The organism is Frankia canadensis (assembly GCF_900197875.1).
GTDB classification, from domain to species: Bacteria; Actinomycetota; Actinomycetes; order Frankiales; family Frankiaceae; genus Frankia; species Frankia canadensis.
Window position 1 is genome coordinate 1 of sequence record NZ_FZMO01000069.1, and the last position, 16,244, is coordinate 16,244.

The 16,244-nt window shown below is 69.8% G+C and carries 12 protein-coding genes and 3 tRNA genes; 1 reads left to right on the forward strand and 14 read right to left on the reverse strand.

What is annotated here, in order from left to right:
* Positions 1-161: 161 nt before the first annotated feature.
* The 9 genes from C1A33_RS07795 to C1A33_RS07835 all read right to left on the reverse strand — a co-directional run bounded on the left by C1A33_RS07795 (position 162) and on the right by C1A33_RS07835 (position 12,761).
* Positions 162-4,052, reverse strand: a complete 3,891-nt coding sequence (locus tag C1A33_RS07795; protein WP_101830850.1) for a DNA-directed RNA polymerase subunit beta' — start codon at positions 4,050-4,052, stop codon at positions 162-164.
* Positions 4,053-4,145: 93 nt separating this feature from the next.
* Positions 4,146-7,571, reverse strand: a complete 3,426-nt coding sequence (gene rpoB / locus C1A33_RS07800) for a DNA-directed RNA polymerase subunit beta (RefSeq protein WP_101830851.1) — start codon at positions 7,569-7,571, stop codon at positions 4,146-4,148.
* An 877-nt stretch (positions 7,572-8,448) separates the two neighbouring features.
* Positions 8,449-8,841, reverse strand: a complete 393-nt coding sequence (rplL, locus tag C1A33_RS07805) for a 50S ribosomal protein L7/L12 (RefSeq protein WP_101830852.1) — start codon at positions 8,839-8,841, stop codon at positions 8,449-8,451.
* A gap of 112 nt (positions 8,842-8,953) precedes the next feature.
* Positions 8,954-9,553 carry a 50S ribosomal protein L10 gene (gene rplJ / locus C1A33_RS07810; protein ID WP_101830853.1) on the reverse strand — a complete coding sequence of 200 codons (600 nt, stop codon included), beginning with the start codon at positions 9,551-9,553 and terminating at the stop codon, positions 8,954-8,956.
* A 408-nt stretch (positions 9,554-9,961) separates the two neighbouring features.
* Complete coding sequence (rplA, locus tag C1A33_RS07815) at positions 9,962-10,681, reverse strand: 50S ribosomal protein L1 (RefSeq protein WP_101830854.1); 720 nt, start codon at positions 10,679-10,681, stop codon at positions 9,962-9,964.
* 185 nt (positions 10,682-10,866) lie between these two features.
* On the reverse strand, positions 10,867-11,301 hold the full coding sequence (rplK, locus tag C1A33_RS07820) for a 50S ribosomal protein L11 (RefSeq protein WP_101830855.1): 435 nt from the start codon (positions 11,299-11,301) through the stop codon (positions 10,867-10,869).
* Between the two features lie 35 nt (positions 11,302-11,336).
* The gene (gene nusG / locus C1A33_RS07825) at positions 11,337-12,212 is read right to left on the reverse strand and encodes a transcription termination/antitermination protein NusG (RefSeq protein WP_101830856.1); all 876 of its coding nucleotides are present in this window, start codon (positions 12,210-12,212) and stop codon (positions 11,337-11,339) included.
* Between the two features lie 179 nt (positions 12,213-12,391).
* The gene (secE, locus tag C1A33_RS37355; RefSeq protein WP_101830857.1) at positions 12,392-12,640 is read right to left on the reverse strand and encodes a preprotein translocase subunit SecE; all 249 of its coding nucleotides are present in this window, start codon (positions 12,638-12,640) and stop codon (positions 12,392-12,394) included.
* A gap of 48 nt (positions 12,641-12,688) precedes the next feature.
* Positions 12,689-12,761: transfer RNA gene (locus tag C1A33_RS07835), tRNA-Trp, on the reverse strand.
* 400 nt (positions 12,762-13,161) lie between these two features.
* Here C1A33_RS07835 and C1A33_RS07840 point away from each other — a divergent pair.
* Positions 13,162-14,361, forward strand: a complete 1,200-nt coding sequence (locus C1A33_RS07840) for a pyridoxal phosphate-dependent aminotransferase (RefSeq protein WP_101830858.1) — start codon at positions 13,162-13,164, stop codon at positions 14,359-14,361.
* Between the two features lie 79 nt (positions 14,362-14,440).
* On the opposite strand, the gene C1A33_RS07845 is transcribed toward C1A33_RS07840, so the two are convergent.
* The 5 genes from C1A33_RS07845 to C1A33_RS07865 form a co-directional block, all read right to left on the reverse strand.
* The gene (locus C1A33_RS07845) at positions 14,441-14,869 is read right to left on the reverse strand and encodes a MaoC family dehydratase (protein WP_101830859.1); all 429 of its coding nucleotides are present in this window, start codon (positions 14,867-14,869) and stop codon (positions 14,441-14,443) included.
* A gap of 10 nt (positions 14,870-14,879) precedes the next feature.
* Positions 14,880-15,338 carry a MaoC family dehydratase N-terminal domain-containing protein gene (locus tag C1A33_RS07850; protein WP_101830861.1) on the reverse strand — a complete coding sequence of 153 codons (459 nt, stop codon included), beginning with the start codon at positions 15,336-15,338 and terminating at the stop codon, positions 14,880-14,882.
* Between the two features lie 286 nt (positions 15,339-15,624).
* Positions 15,625-15,789 carry a 50S ribosomal protein L33 gene (rpmG, locus tag C1A33_RS07855; RefSeq protein ID WP_101830860.1) on the reverse strand — a complete coding sequence of 55 codons (165 nt, stop codon included), beginning with the start codon at positions 15,787-15,789 and terminating at the stop codon, positions 15,625-15,627.
* Positions 15,790-15,887: 98 nt separating this feature from the next.
* Positions 15,888-15,961, reverse strand: a tRNA-Met gene (locus C1A33_RS07860).
* A 100-nt stretch (positions 15,962-16,061) separates the two neighbouring features.
* A tRNA-Thr gene (locus C1A33_RS07865) sits at positions 16,062-16,134 on the reverse strand.
* Positions 16,135-16,244 lie beyond the last annotated feature (110 nt).

The window sequence follows — 16,244 nt, forward strand, 5'->3', positions numbered from 1 at the left end:
GGCTGAGGCAGGCGGGCGGAGGGCCGGACAGCGAAACGGCGGCCCGGCTCCCTGGGCGAGGAGGGAGACCGGACCGCCGTCGGCGTCCGTCCTGGCGGTGCCGAGAACGCCGGCCCGCCGACGGATTGTCAGCGGGCCGGATCCTGGCTACCGACCGCGGCTCAGCGGAAGTCGCCCGTGCTGCGGAAGTCGAACTCGTCCAGCGGGACGGCCTGGCCGGATCCGGTGCCGAAGGCGCCGTACTCGACGCTGCCGCTGTCCTCGTAGGCACCGACGGAGTACATCGCCGCGCGCGCCTCCTCGGTCGGCTCCACCCGGATGTTGCGGTACCGCGAGATGCCGGTACCAGCCGGGATCAGCTTTCCGATGATGACGTTCTCCTTGAGGCCGACGAGCGAGTCCGAGCGCGCGTTGATCGCCGCGTCGGTGAGCACCCGGGTCGTCTCCTGGAAGGATGCCGCCGACAGCCACGACTCGGTGGCCAGCGACGCCTTGGTGATGCCCATCAGCACCGGGCGGGCGGACGCCGGCTGGCCACCGGACTCCACCACCCGGCGGTTCTCTCCCTCGAAGCGGGCCCGCTCGCACAGCTCCCCAGGCAGCAGGTTGGTCTCCCCCGACTCGAGCACGTTCACCCGCTTGAGCATCTGGCGGATGATGATCTCGATGTGCTTGTCGTGGATCGACACACCCTGCGACCGGTACACCTCCTGGACCTGCTCGACCAGGTGGAGCTGGACCTGGCGCGGGCCGAGGATGCGCAGCACCTCGTGCGGGTCGACGGCACCGTCGACGACCTGGTTGCCGACCTCGATGCGGTCGCCCTCGCGTACCCGCAGGCGGGCACGCCGCGAGACCGGGTAGGCGATCTCCTCGCTGCCGTCGTCCGGCACCACCACGACCTTGAAGGTCTTCTCGGTCTCCTCGATCTTGATGCGACCGGAGACCTCGGTGATGGGCGCCTTGCCCTTCGGGCTGCGTGCCTCGAAGAGCTCGACGACACGCGGCAGACCCTGGGTGATGTCGTCACCGGCGACACCACCCGAGTGGAAGGTACGCATCGTCAGCTGGGTGCCGGGCTCACCGATGGACTGCGCGGCGACGATGCCGACGGCCTCGCCGACGTCGACCAGCTTGCCGGTGGCCAGCGAGCGCCCGTAGCACTGCGCGCACACACCCATCCGGGACTCGCAGGTCAGCGCGGAGCGGACCCGCACCTGCTCGATGCCGGCCTCGATGATCTGGCCGATGGCGACGTCCCCGGCATCCGTGCCGGCGGGAACGATGATCTCGCCGTTCTCGTCGACCGCGTCGGAGGCCAGCGTCCGCGCGTACGCCGAGGTCTCGGCGTACCGGTCGCGCACGAGCCTGCCGTCCGCGTCGCGGGTGGCGATCCGGGTGAGGATGCCGCGCTCGGTGCCGCAGTCGTCGTCGCGGACGATGACGTCCTGGCTGACGTCGACGAGCCGGCGGGTCAGGTAGCCGGAGTCGGCGGTACGCAGGGCGGTGTCGGCCAGACCCTTGCGGGCGCCGTGGGTCGAGATGAAGTACTCGACCACGGTGAGACCCTCGCGGAAGTTCGCCTTGATCGGCCGCGGGATGATCTCACCCTTCGGGTTGGAGACCAGTCCGCGCATGCCGGCGAGCTGCCGGATCTGCATCATGTTTCCGGCGGCACCCGAGCTGACCAGCACGTGGACCGGGTTGGTCTTCGGGAAGTTCGCCTCCATGGCCTCGGCGATCTTGTTGGTCGCCTCGGTCCAGATCTGGACCAGCTCGCTGCGGCGCTCCTCGTCGGACAGGAAGCCGCGGTCGAACTGCTTCTGCACCCGGTCGGCCCGCTGCTCGTAGTCGTCGAGGATCTCCGCCTTGTTCGGCGGCGCGACGACGTCCTCGATGGCGACGGTGACCCCGGACCGGGTGGCCCAGTAGAAACCGGCGCTCTTCAGCGCGTCCAGGGTCGCCGCGACCTGGATCTTCGGGTACCGCTCGGCCAGGTCGTTGACGATCGCGGCCTGGGCCTTCTTGTTCAGCTGGGCGTTGATGAAGGGGTAGCCCTCCGGCAGCGCCTCGTTGAGCAGGCAGCGCCCGAACGTCGTCTCCAGGGTGAAGTGGTCCCCGGTGACCCAGTCGGCCGGCGGCGTCCAGTCCGACGGCGGCGTGGTGTCGCGCAGCCGAACGTTGATCTTCGCCTGGAGGGCGATCTCGTGCGCGTCGAAGGCCATCTGCGCCTCGGCGACGGACGAGAACGCCCGGCCCTCGCCGACGGCGCCGTCGGCGAGCGTCGACAGGTGGAACACGCCGGTGACCATGTCGAGCGAGGGCATCGCCAGCGGCCGGCCGGACGCGGGCGAGAGGATGTTGTTGCTCGACAGCATCAGGATCCGGGCCTCGGCCTGCGCCTCGGCGGACAGCGGCAGGTGCACCGCCATCTGGTCGCCGTCGAAGTCCGCGTTGAACGCGGTGCAGACCAGCGGGTGGATCTGGATGGCCTTGCCCTCGACGAGCTGCGGCTCGAAGGCCTGGATGCCCAGGCGGTGCAGGGTCGGCGCCCGGTTGAGCAGCACCGGGTGCTCGGTGATGACCTCCTCGAGCACGTCCCACACGACCGGGCGGGCCCGCTCGACCATCCGCTTGGCCGACTTGATGTTCTGCGCGTGGTTGAGGTCCACCAGGCGCTTCATCACGAACGGCTTGAACAGCTCCAGGGCCATCTGCTTGGGCAGGCCGCACTGGTGCAGCTTGAGCTGCGGGCCGACGACGATGACCGACCGGCCGGAGTAGTCGACGCGCTTGCCGAGCAGGTTCTGGCGGAACCGACCCTGCTTGCCCTTGAGCATGTCGGACAGCGACTTGAGCGGACGGTTACCGGGACCCGTGACCGGCCGGCCGCGGCGGCCGTTGTCGAACAGCGCGTCGACGGCCTCCTGCAGCATCCGCTTCTCGTTGTTGACGATGATCTCGGGCGCGCCGAGGTCGAGCAGCCGCTTGAGCCGGTTGTTCCGGTTGATCACCCGGCGGTACAGGTCGTTGAGGTCGGAGGTCGCGAAGCGGCCACCGTCGAGCTGCACCATCGGCCGCAGGTCCGGCGGGATCACCGGAACGCAGTCGAGCACCATCCCCATCGGGGAGTTGCGGGTGTTCAGGAACGCGGAGACGACCTTGAGCCGCTTGAGCGCGCGGGCCTTCTTCTGCCCCTTGCCGCTGCGGATGGTCTCGCGCAGCGACTCCGCCTCCGCGGCCAGGTCGAACTCGGAGATCCGGCGCTGCAGCGCCTCGGCGCCCATGCCGCCGTCGAAGTACTGGCCGAACCGGTCGCGCAGCTCGCGGTAGAGCAGCTCGTCCGGCTCCAGGTCCTGGACCTTCATGTTCTTGAACCGGTCGAAGACGCGGTCCAGGTCGTCGATCTTGCGCTGCGAGCGGTCGCGGATCTGACGCATCTCGCGCTCCGCGCCCTCGCGGACCTTGCGGCGCGCGTCGCCCTTGGCGCCCTCGGCCTCGAGCTGGGCGAGGTCGGCCTCGAGCCGCTTCTGCCGGGTCTCGACGTCCGCGTTCTTGCGGTCCTCGAGCTGCTGCTTCTCGACGCCGATGCGGGCCTCGAGAGTCGGCAGGTCGCGGTGGCGGGCGTCGATGTCGACCTTGGTGATCATGTAGGCGGCGAAGTAGATGACCTTCTCGAGGTCCTTCGGCGCCAGGTCCAGCAGGTAGCCGAGACGGCTCGGGACACCCTTGAAGTACCAGATGTGGGTGACCGGCGCGGCCAGCTCGATGTGGCCCATCCGCTCACGGCGCACCTTGGCGCGGGTGACCTCGACGCCACACCGCTCACAGATGATGCCCTTGAAGCGGACCCGCTTGTACTTGCCGCAGTAGCACTCCCAGTCCCGGGTCGGACCGAAGATCTTCTCGCAGAAGAGCCCGTCCTTCTCCGGCTTCAGGGTGCGGTAGTTGATCGTCTCGGGCTTCTTGACCTCACCGTGCGACCACTGGCGGATGTCGTCCGCGGTGGCGAGACCGATGCGCAGTTCGTCGAAGAAGTTGACGTCCAGCAAGACTGTCGCCTGCTCTCTCTTTCTCGGTCGGGACGCTGGAGTCGGGCCGGGGCGCCGGGGGCGGGCGCTTCACGCGCGGCCCCCGGCGACCGGTCAGACCTCCTCGACGCTGCTCGGCTCGCGCCGGGACAGGTCGATCCCGAGTTCCTCCGCCGCACGGAAGACGTCCTCGTCGGTGTCACGCATCTCGATCTGCACACCGTCGCTGGAGAGCACCTCGACGTTGAGGCACAGCGACTGCATCTCCTTGATGAGCACCTTGAACGACTCCGGGATGCCGGGCTCCGGAATGTTCTCGCCCTTGACGATCGCCTCGTAGACCTTGACCCGGCCCACCACGTCGTCGGACTTGATGGTCAGCAGCTCCTGCAGGGCGTAGGCGGCGCCGTACGCCTCCAGCGCCCACACCTCCATCTCACCGAAGCGCTGGCCACCGAACTGCGCCTTGCCACCCAGGGGCTGCTGGGTGATCATCGAGTAGGGGCCGGTCGAGCGAGCGTGGATCTTGTCGTCGACCAGGTGGAGGAGCTTGAGGATGTAGATGTAGCCGACCGCCACCGGGTACGGGTACGGCTCGCCGGTGCGGCCGTCGAACAGGGTGGCCTTACCGGAGGAGCCGATGAGCTGGACGCCGTCCCGGTTGGGCAGCGTGGAGTCCAGCAGGCCGGTGATCTCCTCCTCGCGGGCGCCGTCGAAGACCGGGGTGGACACGTTGGTGCCACTCGGGGCGGCGTCCGCGCCGATGCCGCGCAGCCGCTCCTTCCAGCCCTCGCTGCCGGAGTCGACCTGCCAGCCCGTCTTGGCCACCCACCCGAGGTGGGTCTCCAGGATCTGGCCGATGTTCATCCGGCGGGGCACGCCGTGCGGGTTGAGCACGACGTCGACCGCGGTGCCGTCCTCGAGGAAGGGCATGTCCTCGACGGGCAGGATCTTGGCGATGACGCCCTTGTTGCCGTGCCGACCGGCGAGCTTGTCGCCGTCGGTGATCTTCCGCTTCTGGGCGACGTACACCCGGACCAGCTCGTTGACGCCGGGCGGCAGCTCGTCGCCGTCCTCGCGGGAGAACACCCGCACGCCGATGACCTTGCCGGACTCGCCGTGCGGCACCTTCAGCGAGGTGTCGCGGACCTCGCGGGCCTTCTCGCCGAAGATCGCGCGCAGCAGCCGCTCCTCGGGAGTCAGCTCGGTCTCGCCCTTCGGGGTGACCTTGCCGACCAGCACGTCGCCGGTCTGCACGTCGGCGCCGATGCGGATGATGCCGCGCTCGTCGAGGTCGGCGAGCACCTCCTCGGCGACGTTCGGGATGTCCCGGGTGATCTCCTCCGGGCCCAGCTTGGTGTCGCGGGCGTCGACCTCGTGCTCCTCGATGTGGATCGAGGAGAGCACGTCGTCCTGCACGAGGCGCTGGGACAGGATGATCGCGTCCTCGTAGTTGTGCCCCTCCCACGGCATGAAGGCGACCAGCAGGTTCTTGCCAAGCGCCATCTCGCCGTTGTCGGTGCACGGGCCGTCCGCGATGACCTGGCCGGCCTCGATCCGATCGCCCTCGAAGACGATCGGCTTCTGGTTGATGCAGGTGCCCTGGTTCGACCGGCGGAACTTCGCCAGCCGGTAGGTGCGCCGGGTGCCGTCGTCGTGCATGACGGTGATGTAGTCCGCCGAGAGGTCCTCGACGACGCCGGCCTGGCCGGCCACGACCACGTCGCCGGCGTCCTTGGCCGCGCGGGCCTCCATGCCGGTGCCGACCAGCGGCGCCTCGGAGCGCAGCAGCGGCACCGACTGGCGCTGCATGTTGGAGCCCATGAGCGCGCGGTTGGCGTCGTCGTGCTCGAGGAAGGGGATCATGGCGGTCGCCACGGACACCATCTGCCGCGGCGAGACGTCCATGTAGTCGACCTCGTCCGGCGGAATGAACTCGACCTCACCGCCCTTGCGGCGGACCAGGACACGATCCTCGGCGAACGTGCCGTCCGGCTGCAGCGGCGTGTTGGCCTGCGCCTTGACGTGCCGGTCCTCCTCGTCCGCGGTCAGGTAGTCGATCTGGTCGGTCACCCGGCCGTTGGCCACCTTGCGGTACGGGGTCTCGACGAAGCCGAACGGGTTGACCCGCGCGAACGTCGACAGCGAACCGATCAGGCCGATGTTCGGGCCTTCCGGCGTCTCGATCGGGCACATCCGGCCGTAGTGGCTGGGGTGCACGTCGCGAACCTCGAAGCCGGCCCGCTCCCGGGACAGACCACCCGGGCCCAACGCCGACAGGCGGCGCTTGTGGGTGAGCCCGGCCAGCGGGTTGGTCTGGTCCATGAACTGCGACAGCTGGCTGGTGCCGAAGAACTCCTTGATGGAGGCGACGACCGGCCGGATGTTGATCAGGGTCTGCGGCGTGATCGCCTCGACGTCCTGGGTGGTCATCCGCTCACGGACGACCCGCTCCATCCGGGCGAGGCCCAGGCGGACCTGGTTCTGGATCAGCTCGCCGACCGTGCGCAGGCGCCGGTTGCCGAAGTGGTCGATGTCGTCGACCTCGTACTCGGACGGGTCGGCTCCCGCGTGCAGCTTGACGACGTACTCGATCGTGCGGACGATGTCATCCTCGGTGAGCACACCGACGTTGTGCGCGACATCCAGGGAGAGCTTCTTGTTGACCTTGTAGCGACCGACCTTGGCCAGGTCGTAGCGCTTCGGGTTGAAGAAGAGGTTCTCCAGCAGGGTCTGCGCCGACTCCCGCGTCGGCGGCTCGCCCGGGCGCAGCTTGCGGTAGATGTCCAGCAGCGCGTCGTCCTGGCTGGCGGTGTGGTCCTTCTCCAGGGTCACCCGCATCGACGGGAAGTCGCCGAAGCGCTCGAGGATGCGCGCCTCGTCCCAGCCGAGCGCCTTGAGCAGCACGGTGACGGACTGGCGGCGCTTGCGGTCGATGCGCACGCCGACGGTGTCCCGCTTGTCGATCTCGAACTCGAGCCAGGCCCCGCGCGAGGGGATCACCTTGCAGGAGTACAGATCCTTGTCCGACGCCTTGTCGAGGCTGCGCTCGAAGTACACCCCGGGCGACCGGACGAGCTGGCTGACCACCACGCGCTCGGTCCCGTTGATCACGAACGTGCCCTTCGGGGTCATGAGCGGGAAGTCGCCCATGAACACCGTCTGGCTCTTGATCTCACCGGTGGTGTTGTTGGTGAACTCGGCCGTGACGAACAGCGGGGCCGAGAACGTCATGTCCTTGTCCTTGCACTCCTCGACGGAGTACTTGGGTGGCTCGAACCGGTGGTCCCGGAAGGAGAGGGACATGGACCCGGAGAAGTCCTCGATCGGGGAGATCTCCTCGAAGACCTCCTCCAGACCGGAGGTGATCGGGACGTCGTCCCGACCCGAGTCGATGGCCTCCTGAACCCGCTCCGCCCAGGCATCACTGCCGATCAGCCAATCGAAGGACTGCGTCTGAAGAGCAAGGAGATCCGGGACCTCGAGAGGCTCGATGATCTTAGCGAACGAGATGCGGGAGGAAGAGCGCGAGGCGGCCAAGGTGGTCCTTCCGGTGGCCTGATCGTCGGGCTGGCGTCGCGGACGTCAAGGATCCGTCGGGGGGTGGTCAGGTGATCAGTGTCTCGCTACGGTTGTCGGGAACGGCGACGGGGGGTGCCCCGCCGGTGAGAGGATGACCGCGGGGCGCGTACACGCGACGGCCGAGCCGGGAGGTCCGGTGGCCGGCACGCGGTCGGAGTCGGCCCTCGTCCCGCAGCGGATGCCGTCGGTTCCTGGTCCGTCGGTCCGCACAGCCGCAGGTTTCGGGCGCGGCAGGCGTTCGGCTGACTGCGGGCACGCCGAAGGACCGTCGCGGCGCGAGCGCGCGGCGACGCCGGTGTCCGCTGAGAACAACGGGTCGGTGCACGGGCAAAGGTCTGCTCAGGGTCCTCGGTGTGGCTGCCATACAGCCGTGCCACACACCAGCACGGCCAGCACGCCCCGCCGTCGTACCGGACCCACCGCGCGGACGCGGCTCCGACGACCTGGTCGGTGCCACGCGCGGCGCGGACCGGACCCCCGCAGAGGGCCCGACCTCACCGCAGAACCGGTGTCGGCGGAGCCGATGCGACGAAAAGGGCAGCGCAAACTAGCAGTGTAGCCGACAGGCACACCGCTGGCAAGAACGTGCGTGGTACAACCGCGCGGGGGGTACGTGGCTCACCGCATCTGCTTCCCGACGAGTGTTCGCGACATGATGGAACTCCGATCCACAGGGGCCGTCAACCCCCTTCGGAAAACATCACGAACGGCCCGACCTGCCCAACCGCCTACGTAGCAGCGTATCCGGGCGTTTGCGGCACCAGACGCCGCGTGCCGGGACACCTCGGAGGTGCCCCGGCACGCGGGCGTCAGCCGGCACCTGCCGGCCGCGGTGCTACTTGACGGTGACCGTCGCGCCGGCGCCCTCGAGGGCCGCCTTCGCCTTGTCCGCGGCCTCCTTGGCGACCTTCTCCAGGACGGGCTTGGGCGCGCCGTCGACGAGGTCCTTGGCCTCCTTCAGCCCGAGGCTGGTCAGCGCCCGGACCTCCTTGATGACCTGGATCTTCTTGTCGCCGACGGACTCGAGGATGACGTCGAACTCGTCCTGCTCCTCGGCGGCCGGGGCGTCGCCGCCCGCGCCGCCCGCGGCCGGGACAGCGGCCACGGCGACCGGCGCCGCGGCGGTGACGCCGAAGGTCTCCTCGAACTGCTTCACGAACTCGGAGAGCTCCAGGAGGGTGAGCTCCTTGAACGCGTCCAGCAGTTCCTCGGTGGACAGCTTCGCCATGGTGGCGTCTTCCTTCCTCGTCTTCCGATGCCCGGGCGCGGGATCCGCGCGGTTCCGGGCCGTACGGGGTGGGGCTGGTTCGGGGGCTGGTGCTGGTGGGGCTGGCGGTCCGCTACTCCGCGGCGACGGCCTCGGCCGCCGGCGCCTCGGCGGCCGGCGCCTCGGCGGCCGGCGCCTCGGCACCCGCCGCGCCGGCCTCGCTCGCGCGCTGCTCGCGCAGCGCCTCGGCGAGCCGGGCAACCTGCGACAACGGGGCCGCGAACAGGCCGACCGCGCCGGACAGGGAACCCTTCATCGCGCCGGCGAGCTTCGCCAGCAGCACCTCGCGGGACTCGAGATCCGCGAGCTTGCGGATCTCCTCGGCGGTCATCGCCTTGCCCTCGACGAAGCCGCCCTTGACGATGAGCGCCGGGTTGGCCTTGGCGAAGTCACGCAGGCCCTTGGCCGCCTCGACCGGGTCGCCGCTGACGAAGGCGACGGCGGTCGGCCCGACGAACAGCTCGTCCAGCCCGGTGACGCCGGCCTGCCCAGCCGCGATCTTGGTCAGCGTGTTCTTGACGACCGCGTAGCGGGCGCCCTCGCCGAGGGTGCGCCGCAGCTCGGTGAGCTGGCTCACCGACAGGCCGCGGTACTCGGTGAGCACCGCGGCCGTCGAGGAGCGGAAGTCCTCGGCGATCTCCGCCACCGCGGCGGTCTTCTCAGGTCTCGCCATGGGGCTCCTTCAGGGTGTTCGGCCGGTCATCCGATCAACCCCGGGAGACGACGAACGCCCCGGCGCAGGCGCACGGGGCGTGAGGGTGGCGCGCCCCGGCCGGGCCGAGCGGCGCTGGAGGCGCCTCCTCGACCAGCACGCGGAGCCACGCGCGGTCCTACACTTTCGCGTCACCTGCGCGGGCCGCCCGGGATGATCGGGGCCTTCGGCCATCGCCCACCCCTGCGGGCGGCGACGGCGACCAGCGGTCTTCGGCGTAAAGCGTGATCGTCTGCCAGTGTACATGTTTCCAGGACACATGTTTCACGACACGTGATTCCAGGGAGCACGTTCCCACCCGGCCCGGACGCCAGAAGCGGCCGCCGGAGATGGACTCCGACGGCCGCCAGGACCTGGATGCGACGTGGATCAGGTCGCGGGGACGGCGTCCTCGAGGAGGTTGCGCGTCCGGTTCGGGTCGACGGGGATGCCCGGGCCCATCGTGGTCGCGAAGGTGATCTTCTTGAGGTACCGGCCCTTGGCCGCCGACGGCTTCACGCGGACGATCTCGTCGAGCGCGGCCGTGTAGTTCTCGATCAGCTGGGCGTCGGTGAAGTTCGTCTTCCCGATGACGATGTGCAGGTTACCCTGCTTGTCGACGCGGAAGTTGATCTTACCGCCCTTGATGTCGGAGACGGCCTTGCCGATGTCCAGGGTGACCGTGCCGGTCTTCGGGTTCGGCATCAGGCCGCGCGGGCCGAGGATCCGGGCGATGCGCCCGACCTTGGCCATCTGGTCGGGCGTCGCGACCGTCGCGTCGAAGTCCAGGAAGCCCTCCTGGATGCGGGCGACCAGGTCGTCGCTGCCGACGATGTCGGCGCCGGCGGCGCTCGCCTCAGCGGCCTTCTCGCCGGCGGCGAACACGGCGACGCGGGGCGACTTGCCGGTGCCGTGCGGCAGGTTGACCGTGCCGCGGACCATCTGGTCGGCCTTGCGCGGGTCGACGCCGAGCCGGATCGCGACCTCGACGGTCGCGTCGTACTTCGTCGTCGAGGTGCCCTGGGCCAGCCGGACCGCCTCGAGCGGGCTGTAGAAGTTGTCCGGGTTGATCTTCTCGGCGGCGGCGCGGTACGCCTTGCTGCGCTTCATGATGTCTCCTCGTGGTGCCGGCGGACGGTCGGGCGCCTGGCCGGCGCGGCGCGGACCGTTACGGCTCCGCGCGCCGGGCGCGCTCACGACCGCCCTCCCACGGCGTCGGGTACTGATACGCGGGAGGTGCGGTGCCACCGATCAGCGGTGGCGGGCCGGGACCGGGCCAGCGGTCCCGACGGGTGCTAGTCGCCGACCGTGATGCCCATCGACCGGGCGGTGCCGGCGATGATCTTCTCGGCCGCCTCGATCGTGGTGGCGTTGAGGTCGGGCAGCTTGGTCTGGGCGATCTCGCGGACCTGCGCCGGGGTCAGCTTGGCGACCTTGTCACGGTGCGGGACGCCACTGCCCTTCTCGATGCCGGCGGCCTTGAGGATGAGCCGCGCGGCCGGCGGGGTCTTCGTGACGAACGTGAACGAGCGGTCCTCGTACACGGTGATCTCGACCGGGACCACGTTGCCGGCCTGCGACTCGGTGGCCGCGTTGTACTGCTTGCAGAAGTCCATGATGTTCACGCCGTGCTGACCCAGCGCGGGGCCGACCGGCGGCGCCGGCGTGGCCTTGCCGGCGTTGATCTGGAGCTTGATGATCGCGGTGATCTTCTTCTTCTTGGGCGGCATGTGCTCGTCTTCCTACCGGGGTTCTACGGACCGGATCAGATCTTCGCGACCTGATTGAACTGCAGCTCGACGGGCGTCTCCCGACCGAAGATCGAGACCAGCACCTTGAGCCGCTGGGCGTCGAGGTTGATCTCGCTGATGGTGGCCGGGAGGGTGGCGAAGGGGCCGTCCATGACGGTGACCGACTCGCCCACCTCGAACTCCTGGACCCGGACGGTCTCGACCTTCTTCTCCTTCGGTGCCGCCGGGGCGAGGATGGACAGCACCTCCTCGCGGCGCAGCGGTGAGGGCCGGTTGGTGAGCCCCACGAACCCGGTGACGCCCGGCGTGTTGCGGACCGCCGACCAGGACTGGTCGGTCAGATCCATCCGGACGTAGATGTATCCCGGGTACTTCTTCTGCAGAACCATCTGCCGCTTGCCGTTCTTGACGACCGGGACCTCCTCCGTCGGCACCTCGATCTGGAAGATGTAGTCCTCCATGTTGAGGCTGGAGATCCGGGTCTCGAGATTGGTCTTGACCTTGTTCTCGTAGCCCGCGTACGAGTGCACGACGTACCAATCGCCCGGCGCTTCCTCGATCGCCCGGCGCAGGTCGTCCTCGTCGTCCTCGTCCTCGTCGGGCGCGCTCGCGGCGGCGGGCGTACGCTCGGCCGGGCCGGACCCCGCCGACACGCCGGACTCGGTACCGGCCGTCTCAGCGGCGCCGTCGGTGCCGGGCGGCTCGTCGCCCCCCTCGGCGGTCTCGCCTGCCTCGCTGGACTCGTCCACGCCCAGGTCCGGGTCGGCGTCGGCGAGCTCGGCACCGGCGTCCGTGCTCGCCACCTCGTCGTGCTCGAACTCCGCGAGGGGATCGAGACGGGCGAGGGCTTCCCCCTGCTCGGAGGAGGCGTGCTCGGGCGACTGGGACACGCGGACGATCCTTTTCTCGTGAACGCTTCTGCTGCTGTGACTCCGCGAAGCGGGAGCTGCGCGGGCGTGGTGCGGCGGGTGTGGTGCGGACGGGCTGGCCGCCGATCGACCGGCGGACCGGCGTCGGCCATGCGCCTCTCGTCTGCCCGGACCAACCCCCACCGGCCGGCGGAACCCCGTCAGCCGAAGATCGCGAGGACCGCCTTCGTCAGCCCGAAGTCGAGACTAGCCACGAAGGCCGTCATCACGGTGACGAAGACAAGCACGACCATCACGTACGTGACCAGCTCGTTTCGCCCCGGATAGACGACCTTCCGGAGCTCCGCCATGACCTCGCGGATGAACTGCAGAGGCCGATACCGACGTCGAGCCGCGGTACGCGTGGCCCCCCTGGGACGCGGTGCCGCGTCACGGGTATCGGTCGCCACTGAACTCCACCCAACTCCGTCGCCGAACCAGCCAACTGTCGAACAGCGCAGGGGCGACAGGACTCGAACCTGCAACCGCCGGTTTTGGAGACCGGTGCTCTACCAATTGAGCCACGCCCCTAGAACTCACCCCGGCCCCCGCGACCGCCACCAACCCTACGCTGCGCGCCTGCACTGTGGCGCATGGCTCAGCAGCTGAGAGCCGGTCACCGGAACGGGTACCCGGGCGGATCGAGCATACCCCTTCATCGGCCGGACTCCGCGCTCGCCAATCGCGTCGGGACTCCCCGGTCTCCGGACGGACCGCGCCGAACCACCCGATCGGACGCGGCGCCCGGCCGCCGGGCCTGCCCGTCCGGCGCCATCAGCCCTGTGCCGACCCCCCACCGGGCCACCTCCGAACCCGGCCCGCCGGCCTGCCGCGCACGGGCCCGGCGGCGGGCGCCAGACGGTCCACACGGCCCGCCGATCCCGGCCGCGCGCATGTCACGCCCCTGTGAACGCCGTGGCAGCATGGGCCCATGAGCAGGATCTCACGCCGCATCAGCGGCATCGCCCCGTCCGCCACGCTGGCCGTCGACGCCACCGCGAAGGCGATGCGCGCCGCGGGGCAGGACGTCGTCGGCTTCGGCGCCGGCGAGCCGGACTTCCCGACGCCGGACCACATCGTCGCCGCCGCGGAGAAGGCGTGCCACGAGCCGCGCATGCACCGGTACACCCCGGCCGGCGGACTGCCGGAGCTGCGGGAGGCGATCGCCGAGAAGACCGCCCGGGACTCCGGCGTGACCGTGCCCGCGAGCCAGGTGCTGGTCACCAACGGCGGCAAGCAGGCCGTCTACGAGGCCTTCGCGACGCTGCTCGACCCCGGCGACGAGGTTCTCCTGCCCGCGCCGTACTGGACGACCTACCCCGAGTCGATCCGGCTCGCCGGCGGAGTGCCGGTCGACGTCGTGACCGGGCCGGACGCCGGCTACCGGGTGACCGTCGAGCAGCTCGAGGCGGCGCGCACCGAGCGCACGAAGGTGCTGCTGTTCAACTCGCCGTCGAACCCGACCGGCGCCGTGCACTCCCCCGAGGAAGTCCGCGAGATCGGCCAGTGGGCCGAGCGGGCCGGCATCTGGGTGCTCGCCGACGAGATCTACGAGCACCTGGTCTACGGCGACGCCCGGCACTCCTCGGTCCTCGCCGAGGTGCCGGAGCTGGCCGAGCGCTGCGTCATCGTCAACGGCGTCGCGAAGACGTACGCGATGACCGGCTGGCGGGTCGGCTGGCTGATCGGGCCGAAGGACGTCGTCGGTGCGGCCGCGAACCTCCAGTCGCACGCCACCTCGAACGTCGCCAACGTCTCCCAGGCCGCCGCGCTCGCCGCCGTGTCCGGGCCGCTCGACGCCGTCACCAAGATGCGCGCCGCCTTCGATCGCCGCCGCCAGACGATGCACCGGATGCTCACCGAGACCCCCGGGGTGCGCTGCCCGATGCCCGAGGGCGCGTTCTACTGCTACCCGTCCCTCGAGGGCGTGCTCGGCCGGAGCCTGCGCGGGCGCACCCCGGCCACCAGCGCCGAGCTGTGCCAGCTCATCCTCGAGGAGGTCGGGGTCGCGATCGTGCCCGGCGAGGCGTTCGGCACCCCCGGCTTCGCCCGCCTGTCCTACGCGCTGAGCGACGAGGACCTGGTCAAGGGCGTGGGCCGGATGTCCGCGCTGCTCGCCGAGGCCAGCTGAGCCACGTCCAGCCGAGGTCCAGGCGCGCGCTCACCGGGCGGCCCCGTGCGCCGGGGTCGCCCGGGACAGCCCGGGATCGTCAGGGCAGCCGGACCGTGGCCCGCGCCGCCATCAGCACCTTCGCGCCCTGGCAGCGGGCGGTGAGGTTGACGACCACCTGGTTGTCCTCGAGCTTCTTCTGCACGGTGCCCCGGACGGAGACGACGGCGGGCTCGTCACCGTCTGGCACAACCACGGGGGCCGAGAACTTGACCCCGTACTCGACCAGGGCGCCCGGATCACCCAGCCAGTCGGTGACCAGCCGGACCGCGGTGGCCATCGTGAGCATCCCGTGAGCGATCACCCCGGGCAGGCCGGCCTCGACGGCGGCCCGCTCGTTCCAGTGGATCGGGTTGAAGTCGGTGGACGCCCCGGCATAGCGGACCAGATCGACCCGGCGTAGCGGAAACAGCCGCTCAGGCAGCTCGGTGCCGACCTCGACATCGTCGTACGCGATCGTCGCCGTCATCGTCGCGCCCTCATTCCCGCGGGCCGGCGGAGCCCCGGGACACCAGGGTGCAGGTGCCGACCGCGATCTCCTCTCCGCTGGTGGTGTCGTAGCGGTAGGTGGTGACGAGCACCTCGTTGGTGCCGACCGTTCGGATGTTGGTAAGCGTGGACGTCGTCACCAGCTCGTCGCCGGCCACCAGCGGGCGGAGCAGGCTGAAGCGCTGCTCGCCGTGGACGACGAGGCTGTAGTCGAGCCCCAGCGCCGGATCGTCGGTGGGCAGGCCGAGTGTGCCCGGGTTGGCGACGATGAGGAATGTCGGCGGCGCCACGAGGTCGGGATAGCCGGCTGCCTTGGCCGCCTCCACATCGTGGTACAGCGGGTTGTCGTCGCCGATCGCGCGGGCGAACTGCCGGATATGTTCCCGTCCGACCTGGTAGGGAACGGGCGAGACGAAGCTTCGTCCCACGAAGTCCTGGTTGAGCGGCATCATGGCTCCCGTTCTCGACTCCCGGCGCTCGGCCCGGGCTGCCGGCACCCCGCCGGCGTTGGCGCACGCCCGGCGCGCACGGGCGCGGGATGCGGCGTCGACCATCCCACCACGAACGCGGTAGCCGGGTGCCCATGCCGGCGGGACGGATGTGTCACGCGCGACACCTGACGCCAGGTCACGGAGGAGCGATGGAACGCGAGCCAGCCGACCAGGAACTAGCCTGGCCGGCTGGGTGGTGCAGAGAGTGGCGAGCCCTACGGCGGACGCGCGACTCCGCGTGCCTTCAGCGGGTCTCGCGGTGCTCCGTGTGCTTGCTGCAGTTGGGGCAGAACTTCTTCAGCTCGAGACGATCCGGGTCGTTACGCCGGTTCTTGCGAGTGATGTAGTTCCGGTGCTTGCACACCTGGCACGCCATCGTGATCTTCGGGCGAACGTCAGTGGCGGCCACGGTGTGATGCCTCTTCCTGAGTCGAGTACTGAAACCTGTCGGGCGACGCGGCGAGCCGCAGAGCCCTACGCGGGGCGCGGCGAGCCGCGTCCCGATAGTAGCGGTGGCCGGACTTGAACCGGCGACACAGCGATTATGAGCCGCTTGCTCTGCCAGACTGAGCTACACCGCCACGATGATCACCCGGATGGCCGGGGACCCGACTAGCTTACCCGGGGAACCGGCGGAACCGCTCATCCCGGACACGAACCCGCCCAAGGACTGGAACCCGGAGCCCCTTTACGGAATCGAACCGTAGACCTTCTCCTTACCATGGAGACGCTCTGCCGACTGAGCTAAAGGGGCGCGAGGTCGCGCTGCTCAGATTACACGACGCGGAGCGGAGTTGGGGGGGGTGGCCCCCACCCGTTTCACCCCGATCATGCGCGAGCCTCGCCGACCACCCTCCCCCCGGG